The 12,759-nt window shown below is 75.2% G+C and carries 10 protein-coding genes; 4 read left to right on the forward strand and 6 right to left on the reverse strand.

Features of this window, described 5'->3' with window-relative positions; genetic code table 11:
• Positions 1-68 precede the first annotated feature (68 nt).
• From ACZ6Y7_RS01205 to ACZ6Y7_RS01215, 3 genes are all read left to right on the forward strand, one after another.
• On the forward strand, positions 69-527 hold the full coding sequence (locus ACZ6Y7_RS01205) for a VOC family protein (RefSeq protein ID WP_465755798.1): 459 nt from the start codon (positions 69-71) through the stop codon (positions 525-527).
• 3 nt (positions 528-530) lie between these two features.
• Positions 531-1,433: a pyridoxamine 5'-phosphate oxidase family protein gene (locus tag ACZ6Y7_RS01210; RefSeq protein ID WP_465755799.1), complete on the forward strand. Its 903-nt coding sequence runs from the start codon at positions 531-533 to the stop codon at positions 1,431-1,433.
• Positions 1,434-1,549: 116 nt separating this feature from the next.
• Positions 1,550-2,809 carry a peptidoglycan-binding protein gene (locus tag ACZ6Y7_RS01215; protein WP_465755800.1) on the forward strand — a complete coding sequence of 420 codons (1,260 nt, stop codon included), beginning with the start codon at positions 1,550-1,552 and terminating at the stop codon, positions 2,807-2,809.
• A 1-nt stretch (position 2,810) separates the two neighbouring features.
• On the opposite strand, the gene ACZ6Y7_RS01220 is transcribed toward ACZ6Y7_RS01215, so the two are convergent.
• The 6 genes from ACZ6Y7_RS01220 to ACZ6Y7_RS01245 form a co-directional block, all read right to left on the reverse strand.
• Complete coding sequence (locus ACZ6Y7_RS01220) at positions 2,811-3,563, reverse strand: TrmH family RNA methyltransferase (protein WP_465755801.1); 753 nt, start codon at positions 3,561-3,563, stop codon at positions 2,811-2,813.
• Between the two features lie 427 nt (positions 3,564-3,990).
• Complete coding sequence (locus ACZ6Y7_RS01225; RefSeq protein ID WP_465755802.1) at positions 3,991-6,219, reverse strand: FUSC family protein; 2,229 nt, start codon at positions 6,217-6,219, stop codon at positions 3,991-3,993.
• Positions 6,220-6,228: 9 nt separating this feature from the next.
• Positions 6,229-7,368 (reverse strand): HTTM domain-containing protein, encoded by a 1,140-nt coding sequence (locus ACZ6Y7_RS01230; protein WP_465755803.1) that lies wholly within the window; start codon positions 7,366-7,368, stop codon positions 6,229-6,231.
• Positions 7,369-7,499: 131 nt separating this feature from the next.
• Positions 7,500-8,162 carry a DUF5819 family protein gene (locus ACZ6Y7_RS01235; RefSeq protein ID WP_465755804.1) on the reverse strand — a complete coding sequence of 221 codons (663 nt, stop codon included), beginning with the start codon at positions 8,160-8,162 and terminating at the stop codon, positions 7,500-7,502.
• Positions 8,163-8,328: 166 nt separating this feature from the next.
• Complete coding sequence (locus ACZ6Y7_RS01240; protein ID WP_465755805.1) at positions 8,329-8,655, reverse strand: rhodanese-like domain-containing protein; 327 nt, start codon at positions 8,653-8,655, stop codon at positions 8,329-8,331.
• 150 nt (positions 8,656-8,805) lie between these two features.
• Positions 8,806-9,624 carry a hypothetical protein gene (locus tag ACZ6Y7_RS01245; RefSeq protein WP_465755806.1) on the reverse strand — a complete coding sequence of 273 codons (819 nt, stop codon included), beginning with the start codon at positions 9,622-9,624 and terminating at the stop codon, positions 8,806-8,808.
• Positions 9,625-9,872: 248 nt separating this feature from the next.
• Between ACZ6Y7_RS01245 and ACZ6Y7_RS01250 the strand changes: the two genes are divergently transcribed.
• Positions 9,873-12,716: an ATP-binding SpoIIE family protein phosphatase gene (locus tag ACZ6Y7_RS01250; RefSeq protein ID WP_465755807.1), complete on the forward strand. Its 2,844-nt coding sequence runs from the start codon at positions 9,873-9,875 to the stop codon at positions 12,714-12,716.
• Positions 12,717-12,759 lie beyond the last annotated feature (43 nt).

The following is a 12,759-nucleotide window of genomic DNA, read 5'->3' on the forward strand; positions in this document are numbered from 1 at the left end:
CCTACTCTCAATCTCACCGGTTAGGAAGAAGCCTCGCCGGCACCCCCTGCCTCCAGGAGTGATCAGGCATGCCCAGCACCACCCTGCAGACCGGCCACGTGGGCCTGAACGTCACCGACCTGGCCCGTTCGATCGACTTCTACCGCGCCGTCCTCGACCTCCAGGTCACCGCCGAGGGCACCGACCCCGACCGGCGGTTCGCCCTGCTCGGCCGCGACGGCCGCCTGGTGGTGACCCTCTGGCAGCAGAGCTCCGGCACCTTCGACCCCGCCACCCCCGGCCTGCACCACCTGTCCTTCGAGGTCGAGACCCTCGACGAGGTCCGCGCCACCGAGCGGCTACTGCGCGAACTCGGCGCCGAGTTCGCCTACGACGGCGTCGTCCCGCACGGCGAGGGCTCCACCTCCGGCGGCGTCTTCTTCACCGACCCGGACGGCATCCGGCTGGAGGTCTACACCCGGGCCGGCCTGGACGAGACCGAGGCCACCGCCCCCACCGCCGGCGCCCCGACCTGCGGCTTCTTCTAAGCCATGACCACCCCCTACCACGCCGGCGAGCGCACCGCCCAGGCCCGGGCCGGCCGGACCGAGCGGGCCGACCACGCCGGCCGCTCGATCCGCGACACCATCCCCGCGGTCGCCGCCCGCTTCCTGACCGAGCGGCGGATGCTCGTCCTCGGCGCCGCCGACGCGGACGGCCGGGTCTGGGCCACCCAGCTGGCCGGACCGGAGGGATTCCTCCGGGCCGCGGACGAGCGGACGATGTCGGTCGCCGCCCGTCCGACCGGGGCCGACCCGCTGGCCGAGGCGCTGACCCGCCCGGCCCGGGTCGGCACCATCGCCCTGGACCCGGCCGGCCGGCGCCGGATGCGGCTCAACGGCACCTCCACCCCGGACGGCGGCGACGGCCTGCTGGTCCGCGCCGAGGAGGTGGTCTCCAACTGCCCGAAGTACATCCAGCGCCGCACCCCGCTGGACCGCCCGACCGCCGGAGCGCCCCGCACGGTCGCCGCCGGGTCCCGGCTGACCACCGCGCAGCGCCTGGCCGCGGCCACCGCGGACACCTTCTTCATCGCCACCACCGGGCCGGACGGCAGCGTGGACGCCTCCCACCGCGGCGGCTTCCCCGGCTTCCTGGAGGCCGTGGCGCCGGACCGGCTGCGCTGGCCGGAGTACCCGGGCAACAGCATGTTCCTCACCCTCGGCAACCTGGAGCTGGACCCGAGGGCCGGGCTGCTGCTGCCCGACTGGGAGACCGGCGGGGCGCTGCTGGTCACCGGCGAGGCCCGCACCGACTGGTCCGAGGAGGCCCGGCAGGCCGTCCCGGGCGCCGAGCGGATGGTCGAACTGTCCGTCACCGGCGTCCTCGAACTCGCCGACGCCACCCCGCTCAGCTGGACCGACCCCGAGTACTCACCCGCGATCCCGCGCTGACCCCCGCTCAGGTCCACCGGGACCCGAACCGTCGTCACCCGCCCGGCCCACTCCGCCGCGCCGCACCCCACCCGCTCTGGGACTTTGGTCGGTGACCCACCGGAAAGAGGCGGAGCATGACCCCGACCGACCTGTCCCCGCTCCTGGAGTTCGCCGACGTCGAACCGGACGAGGACTGCATATGCGGGGGCTGCAGCGCCCGCCGCCGCGCCCGGCAGCACGCCGCGCCCCGCGGCATCCGGCGCCACGCCGCCGTCCTGGTGGCCGCCGTCGGCACCGCGATAGCCGGCGGCGCCGCCTCCGCCGCCGCAGCAGCCCCCACCCCGGACAACAACAGCACCACGCAGACCCCCCAGGGCGAGATCAGCGGACCCTACGGCCAGGGCGACCGCGCCGCCACCGCCCAGCCCCTCACCCGGGCCCAGATCATCCAGCGCGCCCAGAGCTGGGTCGACCAGAGCGTGCCGTACAGCATGAGCCGCTACTGGTCGGACGGCTACCGCCAGGACTGCTCCGGCTTCGTCTCGATGGCCTGGGGCCTCGGCAGCAGCCAGACCACCTGGACCCTGCCGGACTTCGCCGAACGGATCGGCAAGAACGACCTCCAGCCCGGCGACGTCCTCCTCTACAACAACCCGGCGAGCCCCGAGGCCGGCTCCCACGTGACGATCTTCGGCGGCTGGACGGACTCCTCCCACACCCGGTACCTCGCCTACGAGCAGACCGCCCCCGGCGCCAGGAAGCGCACCACCCCGTACGCGTACTGGACCAACTCCGGCGCCTACGTCCCGTACCGCTACACCGGCCTGACCGGCCCCAGCAACGACGGCGGCGTGTCCGCCACGGCCTTCCCCGGGCCGCAGTACTTCGGGCCCGGCCAGGACAACGCGTACGTCACCCGGCTCGGCCGGATGCTGGTGCAGCGCGGCGGCTCCCGCTTCTACACCGAGGGCCCCGGCCCCCGCTGGAGCGAGGCCGACCGCAGGGCCACCCAGGCCTTCCAACTGGCCCAGGGCTGGCGCGGCGCCGAAGCCGACGGCCTCCCCGGCAAGGACACCTGGGACTACCTGGTCCACGGCAAGGGCCGCGACATCGACAGCGGCACCCCGCTGCCCCCGCCGCCCCCCACCACCACGCCCCCGCCCTTCCCCGGCACCCGGTACTTCGCCCCCGGCCAGGACAACGACCACGTCCGCCGACTCGGCGACCAACTGGTCCGGAAGGGCTTCGGCGCCTCCTACACCGTCGGCCCCGGCCCCCGCTGGACCGAAGCCGACCGCAGCGCCACCGAGGCCTTCCAACGGGCCGAGGGCTGGCAGGGCCCCGAAGCCGACGGCTACCCGGGCCCCGACACCTGGCGCCACCTCTTCTCCTGACTCAGCGCCTCCCCGACATCCAGTGGAACAGCCCCATCGCCACGCTCGTCGCCAGGTTGAAGCTGGACACCCCCGGCTGCATCGGCACCGCGACCAACCGGTCGGCCCGCGCCTTGAGATCCGCCGAGACCCCGTGCCGCTCCGTCCCGAAGGCGAGCAACGCGTCGTCCGGGAACGGCAGGTCCCGGATGTCCGCCCCTTCCGGGTCCAACACGTACAACGGCCCCGCGGGGAGCTCCGGCAGAGCCACCCGCTCGACCGCCGTGGCAAAGTGCAGCCCCGCACTGCCCCGCAGCACGTTCGGGTGCCACGGATCCAGATCCCCCGTGGTCACCACCCCCGTGGCCCCGAACCCCGCCGCCAGCCGGATCACCGCCCCCACGTTCCCCAGGTTCCGCGGGTTCTCCAACACCACCACCGGCGCCCGCCGCGGCCGCTCCCCCAGCACCGCCAGATTCGCCCCCCGAGAAGGCCGCACCGCCAACGCCACCACCCCCGTCGGATGCAGCCGCGACACGATCCGCCGCACCACCGCCTCCGACACCTCCACCGCGAGCCCCTCCACCGCCGGCACCACGTCCGGCGCCAACTCCCCCGCCAACCCCAGCAACGCCCCCCGGTCCACCGTCACCACCCGCCGCACGTCCCCCCCGAACCGCAGCGCGTGCTTCAACGCATGAAACCCGTCCAACACCACCACCCCCGGCTCCCCCTCAGCCACCCGCCAAGCCCCCACCAACTCCTCATCGTCCATACGGCCCACTCTGCCACCCCCCACACCACCCCCACCCCCAGCAACCCAACCCACCCCCCTCAACCCCCACCACCCCCGCGAGAGGGACGCGCTGCGGAAGGGGCGGCGCAGGGGGTGGCCCGGAGAGGGGCGTTGCGGGTGATTTTCAGACTGCCAACGACGCCCAACCCCACCCCACCTCCTCCACCCCCACGACCCCCTCACCCGACCAAGCGAGAGGGACGCGCTGCGGAAGGGGCGGCGCAGGGGGTGGCCCGGAGAGGGGCGTTGCGGGTGATTTTCAGACTGCCAACGGCGCCCAGCCCCCGCCCCACAGAGTGGGCAGTCTGAAAATCATCCAGCCCCTCGGAGCGGCCACCCCCGGAGCCGCTCCGCCCCCACCCTCCCGGGAGCACCCACCCACCCCCCAGCCCCGCGCAGCGGCTCCTCATCCCCCAGAACTCCCCCGCAAAGCCCGCTCCAAGTCCCGCAAAGCCACCCCCACCAACCGAGTCCCCGCCCGCACCACCTCCCCCTGAACCCCCGCCCCTCCAGAGGCCAACCGAGCCTCCAACCGCGCCTGCGCCTCCCGCACCGCCCCGAACTCCACCGGCCGCCCCGTCAACAAAGCCGCCGCCGCAAGCGCCGTCGCCAGCCGCAGCTCCTCCGCATACTCCGACGCCCCCACCACCGGCTCCGCCCCCACGCCCGACCCCGCTCCCGCTCCCACCCCCACCCCCGCTCCCGCTCCCGCTCCCGCTCCCGCTCCCGACCCCGCTAGCGTTCCCGACCCCGACCCCGCTCCCGCTCCCGAGCCCCCTCCCGCCTCCGGCAAATGCGCCTCCAGCAACACCGCCGCCCGCCCCAAGTGCCCCACCGCCGCCCGAGCCCGCTCGATCTGCCGCCGGCTCACCCCCGCCAGCCCCGACTCGTGCCGCCCTGGTTCGGCGTCAGCCCGCTGCATCGCCTGGAGGAGCTCGGACCGCGCCTCCCGCGAGTCCAGCAGCGCTGTCCGCACGGCCCGCCCCCGCACCCCCGCCGGCTCCTCGTAACAGGCGATGACCGCCGCCGCGTACCTCCCGGCCGCGGCCAGCCATTCGGCGAGCCGCTCCCCGAGCCGCGCCGTCTGCCAGGTCGGGAACAGCGCGTACGTGACGAGCGCGATCGATCCGCCGAGCAGCGTGAGTCCGACCCGTTCGAAGGCCGTGACCAGCGGGTCCCCCTCCTGCAGCCCGAGCAGGAACACCACGTACGTCGAGATCCCGACCGTGGTCAGCGCGTACCCGGTCCGGAACGCGAGGTACGCCCCGCCGATGCAGACCACCGCCAGCCCGGCCAGCACCCACTCCCCGGGGTGGGCCAGCTGCACCACCAGCGTCGACACGGCGACCCCGACGACCGTCCCCGCCAACCGCGCGACGCCCCGGCTGTAGGTCTGCGCGAAGTCCGGCCGCATCACCATGGCAGCCGTCATCGGCGCCCAGTACCCGTGGTGGAACCCGGCGATCCGGGCCAGCAGGTAGGCGACGGTGACGACCGCGGTGAGCCGGACGGCGTGCTGGAAGATCGCCGAGCGCGGTCGCAGCTGCCGCCGGACGGCCCGCGCCGCGACGGGCAGCATCCGCCCGATCGACGGCTTGTGGAGCGCGCCGCCCGCCCCGACCACCGGCGTGGTGACGGTGTCCTCGTCGCCGCGGTCCAGGGTGTCCGCGGCCTTGCGCAGGAGTCCTCCGAGCCGCCGGGCGGAGCGCCGGGCTGCGCCCCGCAGTCGGGGCCCGTCGTCCGGCCCGGCGAGGGTGAGCGTGGGCGTGGACCGGGGGAGCCGGACGGGGTCGCCGGTGCGGATCGCCCGGGCCAGGGCGTCCATGACCTCGGCGGAGGCCGCCAGCACCTCCCGGGCCCGGTCCCGTTCGGGTCCTTCCTCGGGGGCGCCGACCCTGGGGTCGGCGAGCGCGGCGAGGGTGGGCCGGATCCGTTCGGCGATGCCGCGCAGGCCGCGCAGTTCGGGCGGCCGGTGGCGGTCCTGCCAGGGGGTGAGCGCCGCGGCGCGCCGCGCGGTCATGAACGGCGCCGGGTCCACGTGCGCGGTCGGGTCCTGGCGCAATCGTCTTGCGTAGTCGGCCAGTTCGGCGTAGGTGTCGGCGAGCGCGTCCCGCTGCGCGGTCCAACTCCCGATCGGCCAGAGGGTGATGACGACGGCCTGGACGACCCCACCGAGGGCGGCGACCAGTCCGTGCCCGAGCGCGGCCGTCGCACTGACCGGGAGCTGGACGACGATCAGCATCACCGAGACGGTGTTGGTCGCGACCACCCCGGCGGTGGGCCCGATCGCCCAGGAGAGCCCGGCCCCGAAGGCCCACACCGCGAGCAGCACCGGGAACAGTCCGGGGACTCCGGCGGCCAGGTAGCCGAGGAAGGTGCTGACGCCGAGTCCGGCGCCGGCGGCGACGGCGAGGCTGGCCCGGGGCCGGAAGCTGCGCTGGAAGGTGGCGGAGCCGGCGATGAACGCGCCCATCGCGGCCGAGGTGGCGAGCGGGACCCCGCCGAGCGCGAGCGTCGGGAACAGCACCAGCGCCACCGCGAGCGCCCCGCGCACGGCCCGCTTGGGGTCGGTGAGCGCCCGGTCCAGGGTGAGTCCGGTCCGCGCGGTGTCACGAAGTGCGGCGAACCAGGACATACCGACATCCTAGGGCGCGGCCCTCCGCAGGGCGGGACGGGTGCGGATCCGGCTCAGCCGCGCCGCGAACCAGGTCAGCGCACCGGTCGGCAGGAACACCGCGTCGGCCGCGATCATCGCGAGCGAGAACACCGGCAGCCCGAGCACCACCGCGATCCCGACGTGCTCCAGCATCATGACGGCCAGCAGCCCGTTCTTGACCCGCCGGTTGAGCAGCGTGAACGGGAACGCCACCTGCAGCATCACGGTGCCGTACGAGATCAGGAAGACCGGCAGCAGTGCCGAGCCGACCAGCGCGGACAGCCCGGGCCAGGGGGCGAAGTAGTCCAGGTGCAGCGGGTAGTAGAGCGCGGTGCCGTCCTGCCAGCGCGAGCCCTGCACCTTGTACCAGCCGGCCGTGGCGTAGATCAGCACCACCTCGACGGCGATCACCAGCATCGCGCAGTTGTGCACCATGGTCGCCAGCGCGTCGAGCACCGCCCGCGCCTCGCCGTCCGGCCGCAGCCGTCCGGCCGTCCACCAGAGTCCGGCCACCGCCCAGAGCCCCCAGAACAGCGGCGACCAGCCGACGTAGGGGAAGTTCGGGCCGGTCCAGGTCAGGCTGTCGCCGGAGAAGCCCCCGAACTGACAGGCCGCCAGCACCACCCCGAGCACGCCCCAGAGCCCCACCCCGCTCGGCGCCCTCCCGTGCCTGCGCCGCCGGGCGTCCAGCGACCAGACCTCCGCACAGCGGGTGAAGACCAGGTAGACCGCCATCAGGTGGACGACGTTGTCGCCGCCGTCGCCGAGGAAGACGTCCCGGTTCTGCAGCGACAGCACGGTGACCAGGAAGAGCACGGTGCTCACCCGGGTCCGCCAGCCCAGCAGCACGGCGAGGGCGGCCAGCACCGCGAGGTGGTAGACCAGCTCGAACCAGGGCCGCCCACCGAACCAGGGCAGCACCGTGAACGCCCCGTCGTCGCCCAAAAACCGCTCGGCGAGCTCCAGCGACCAGGGGGAGCGGTCGCCGTACAGCACCCGCCGGTTGGGCCACTCGCGCAGCAGGTAGGCGAGCCAGACCAGCCCGAACCCGATCCGCACCGCCGCCGCCTGGTGCCGTCCGAGCACCTGGCCGGTGAAGGCCCCGACGGCCCGTCCGACCGGCGTCACCGGTCCCCGCGGCCGCCCGCCACCGCCCTGCCGCGGCACGCCGCCCGACACCGCCCCGTCCGACACCGCCTGCCCCGAAAGCTCCGCCCCCGACACCGCCGCCGCCCGGGAAGCCCCCGCCGACACCTCGCTCACCGACCCAGCCCCCGGTAGTCCTCGTCCGCCACCGGCCACCACGGCAGCTCCCGCACCTTGGGCGCCGGCGGCGCGGCCTCCCCGCTCCAGCTCGGCGCCGCAAGGGTGGCCGTGGTCACCCGGAACCGGATCTCCAGGATCCGCTCGCCGGCCACCTCCCGCCCGATCCGCTGCAGCGCGATCCGCTTCAGGTACTGCTCGGCGAGCTTGCCGCGCGCGTCGGTCGGCGTCTCGTCCTGCGCGCTGTGCGAGCCCTCGTAGAAGTCCCAGGCCCGGCGCAGCAGGTTCTGGTCGACGTGGCTGGGCGCCGGGTTGCCGCGTATCGCCGCGATGTCCTGCGCGGTCAGTCCGAGCCACTCGCGGGTGGTGGTCGCCCCGCCCGGCGCGACGGTCCGCACCTGGGCGTCCACGCTGACGTTCTGCTGCAGCGGGTCGGGCGCGAACAGCTTCCAGTTCTGCTCGAACTCCGGGTACACCACGCCGTCGATCTCGCTCCGGTACTGCCGGGACAGCGAGTTGGCGGGGGCGACGTGCAGGAACACCGCGGCGAGGAACAGCCCGGTGCCGCCGATCAGCGCGGCCCCGGCGAGGCCGAGGACGAGCTGCGCGGGCTTCGACCAGGCCCTCCCCGGAGCCGGCCGGTCCGTGGTCTCCGTCATGGCCTCCCCCAGCCCGGTCGGCGGACGGCGCCCGGCCCGGTGCCGGCGCGCTCGCTCGCGCGCGCCCATCCTGCCCTACCGTCCCGCCCGGTCCCGGCGGACAAGGGCCCGACCGCTCACGACCCGGGCGGCACCGGCCACGACCCGCACGGGTCCCCGCGACCGGTCAGAGGACGAAGGCCGCCTGCCCGGTGCTGCTGACCATCGGACGGCCGGCGCTCTCCCAGGCGTACATCCCACCGTCCACGTTCACCGCGTCCCGGCCCTGCTGCACCAGGTACTGGACGACCTGCGCGGAGCGGCCGCCGACCCGGCAGAGCACGTACAGCTTCTCGTCGGGCAGCTCGCCGAGGCGGGCGATGACCTGCCCCAGCGGGATGTGCAGCGCGCCGTCCACGTGGCCGGCGTCCCACTCGTCCTGTTCCCGCACGTCCAGCAGGGCGGCGTCGGCGGGCACGGCGGCGGCGTCGGTGGTGGGGATCTGCGCGAACATCGTGTGGCTCTCCTGAACGTCGGTCGGGTCCGTGCCATTGTCGCCCACCGGCACCGGGCCGTGGGGGTCCTCCTAGCCGTGCCCGCCGACGAGGCCCTGCCCGCCGACCGAGCCCTGCCCGCCGACCGAGCCGTGCCCGTCCACCGGGCCCTACCCGCCGAGCAGCCGCTCCAGCTCGGCCTGCCGCTCGGCGGCCTTGGCGAGCAGTTCCTCGGCGAGCTGCTCCAGCAGCCGGTCCGGGTCCTGCGGGGCGAGGGCGAGCAGCTGGCCCATCGGCGTCTGCTCCAGCCGGACCTGCTCGGCGGCCGTCTCGGCGATCTTGGCGGTCAGCCAGTCCAGCCGGCGGCGCAGCCAGTCCGACCGGTCGGGGGAGTCGAGGGCGGGCGCGGCCTCCGGCGCGGTGGACCACTCGGCGGCCAGGCCCTCCAGCGCTGCGGCATCCCCGTAGGCGTAGGCCTCGTTGACCCGGGCCAGGAAGGCGGCCCTGCGCTGCTGCTCGGCCGGATCGGTGGTGAGGTCGGGGTGGGCACGGCGGACCAGGTCGCGGTAGATCCGCTGAGCCTCCTTGCCGGGCCGCACCCGGGTCGGCGCGGCGGCCGGCGGCGGCGCGGTCCGCTCCCCCCGGCCGGCCTCCTCCTCCCGCCCGGCCAGCTCCTGCACCGAGTCGAACAGCGCGTCCAGGTCGGGCAGTTCCTCGACCTGCCGGCGCGCCTCGGCGGCCCGACGCCGGTCCTCGGGCCGTCCGGTCCGGGCCGCGACCGCTTCGGCGACCAGCGCGTCCAGCTCGTCCAGCCGGGCGTAGAGCGGGCCGAGCAGCTGGTGGTGGATCAGGGCGAAGTTGTCGATCTCGACCCGCAGCGTCTGCACGTCCACGTCCATGCTGAGCCAGGCGAGCTCGGCGGCGGCGACCCGCTCCTCCAGCTCCTGCTGCTCCGGGTCCGTCCAGCGGGCGGGGCTCTGCGCGCTCACTTCTCGCCTCTGTCTCGTCCGGCCGGCTGTGTCCTACGGGGCCGCCGCGGGGGCGGTCCGGCCTGCCACCCTACCGCCGTGCCCGAAAGCCCCGTCCGGGTGAAGCGGAGGTACGGACCGGCGCGCACCGTGTGACACGCAACCGATACTGAGGAATCTCCCCGTTTCGGTATCAAGCCCGGCCCGGTCCGTGCTTCGCTGGTATCCGCACAGCGTGCCTTCCTCCGGAGAAACGGCCGCCTCCAGGCGTGGCGGCCAGGCGGGAGCAGACCGAATCCATGGTGGCCGAGTCCAACTCCACACCGCGTCCGACGGCCGACGGGACCGCACCGGGCGCCCACCCGACGGGCGTGTCCGCCCTGGTCCGGCTCGCCCCCGTGCAGATCGACCGCTCCGGCCGGATCGCTCAGTGGGGCCGGGCCGCCGAGGAGCTCTTCGGACACCGCGCCGAGGTCGCCCACGACCGCCCGGCCTCCGGCCTGCTGCCCGCCGTGGAGTCGCGGGTGCTCGGCCGCTGTTCCGTGCGGCGCGCCTGCGACGCCTTCGACACCCTCGCCGAGCTGACCGCCGCCGGCCGCCCCTGGGCCGGCCGGCTGACCGTCACGGACCGCGAGGAGCACCAGCGCGACGTGCTCTGGTGGGCCTACCCGTTGCCCGGCCCGTCCGGCGGACTGCTCGCCCTGGCCGCCGACGCCCGTCCGCTGCGCACCACCGGCCCCCGGCTCGCACTCGGCGAGCGGCTGCTGCCGTTCTCCGCCGCCCCCGCCGCCCGGGGCGGCTTCCACGGCCTGACGGCCGCGCTCACCCGGCCGGTCGACCGGGTGCCGGAGCCGCTGGCCCGGCTGCTGCCCGCCGCCCACCGCCCGGCGGTGCTGGCCGCGCTCGGCGCGGGCGGCCTGCCCGCCCTGCGGGTGGACGCGGTCACCGTGCTGCCGGTGCTGCCCGCCGACGCGCAGGGCGGTACGGCGCAGGCGGCCGCCGGCCTGGGCCGCCGTTACCCGACGCCCCAGCAGCGCGCCGCCCGGCTCGGCCCGCCGCCGCAACCCGAGCAGACCGCCCCCGGCCGCCGTGCGAGCACCCCGCTGCCGACCCAGCGCGAAGCCCTCCCGCGCGAAGCCGCCCACCGCGAGAACGCCCACCGCGAGAACGCCGAGTTCCCCGTCGCCCAGCCGGTCGCCGCCGTCAACGGCGCCGCGGCGGGCGGCGGCCCGTCCGTCCCGCCTCCCGCATCCGGCCGGGAGGCGCCCGCATCCACTGGAGGAGGAGCCGCCATCGACCGAGCCCCCGTCGAGTCGGCCGCCAACGGCCACCCGCCACCGCCCGCCGACCGGGCCCCGACCCCCGCTCCGCCCGTCACCGCGCCCGTCCCGGCCCCCGCGAGCCCCGCGAGCCCGCCGCCAGGCCGGCTGGGGCCGTTCCTCACCAACGGCCAGGCCGGCGAGCAGCTGGCCCTGCTGAACGAGGTCGGCGGCAAGGTCGGCACCACCCTGGACCTCGGCTTCACCGCCCACGAGCTGTGCCAGGTGCTGGTCCCCCGGGTCGCCGACTTCGCCTGCGTGGACCTGGTGGACGGGCTGATCTCGGACTCCGAGCTGCCGGTCGCCCGCCCGGACGACGACACCATGCTGCGCCGGGTCGCGCTGGTCTACAACGAGACCGGCGGCGCCTGGGACCACGTGCTCTCCGAGGGCTCGCTGGTCAGCATGCCCCGGCGCACCCCGCCCGGGATGGCCCTGCAGCTGAACCAGCCGGTGCTGGTCCCGGTGGTCAGCGCGGACGTCGCGGTCGACTACGCGATCGCGCTCGGCGGCGCCCGCCTGGCCCCGGTGGTCTCCGGCCGCTCGATGCTGGTCGTCCCGCTCTCGGCCCGGGGCACCGTGCTGGGCATCCTCAAGCTGCTCCGGCTGCCGGACCGCGCCCCCTTCGACGAGAGCGACGCCGCGACCCTCAAGGAGCTGGCCGTCCGCGCCGCGCTGTCACTGGACAACGCCCGGCTGCACCGCGCCGAGGCGAGGGTCGCCACCACCCTGCAGCGCTCGATGATCCCGACCCGCCCGCCGCAGATCCCCGGTGTGCAGATCGCCCACCGCTACCTGCCCGGCGATCCCAAGGCCGAGGTCGGCGGCGACTGGTTCGACGCGATCCAGCTGCCCGGCAGCCGGGTCGCCCTGGTGGTCGGCGACGTGATGGGCCACGGCCTGCACTCGGCGGCCGCGATGGGCCGCTTCCGCACCGCCATGCAGACCCTCGCCGCCTTGGACCTGCCGCCCGGCCAGCTGCTGCGCCACTTGGACAACCTCGCCCACAAGCTCGGCGACGACCACCTCGCGACCTGCCTGTACGCGGTCTACGACCCGATCAACCGGACCTGCGAGCTGGCCAGCGCCGGCCACGTCCCGCCCGTCCTGGTGCACCCGGACGGCACCGGCGAGCTGCTGGAGATCCCGGCCGGCGCACCGATCGGCGTCGGCGGGGTGCCGTTCGTCGCCAAGACCATCGACGTCTCGGACGGCTCGATGCTGGTGCTCTGCACCGACGGCCTGGTCGAGGTCCGCGGCGGGGACATAGGAGCCGGCCTGGCCGCGCTCTGCGGGAACCTGATCGATCCGCAGCAGAGCCCGGAACAGGCCTGCGACGAGGTGCTGCGCCGGCTGCACAGCGACGACCGCAAGGACGACGTCGCCCTGCTGGTGGCCCGCTTCGACGGCGTCGCCCCGTCCGAGGTGGCCACCTGGGACCTCACGGTGGACCACCGGGAGGTCCGCCGGGCCCGCGCGCTGGTCCGCGAGCAGCTGGCCGGCTGGCACCTGGAGGCGCTCAGCGACACCACCGAGCTGCTGGTCAGCGAGTTGGTGACGAACGCCGTCCGGGTCGCCCGGGACCGCGTCCAGCTGCAGCTGATAAGGGTGGACAAACTGCTGGTCGAGGTGAGCGACGACAACCACAACCTGCCCTCACTGGAGCCGGCCGAGCAGCTCGGCGAGACCGGCCGCGGCCTGACCCTGGTCACCAAGCTCGCCGAGCGCTGGGGCACCGCCCGCAAGGCGGTGGGGAAGGTCGTCTGGTTCGAGCTGCCCCTCCCGCACGCCTGACGGCGGCGTACGGGCACCGTCCCGTACGCCGCCGTCGTCCGTT

This window comes from Kitasatospora sp. NPDC053308 (assembly GCF_055585785.1).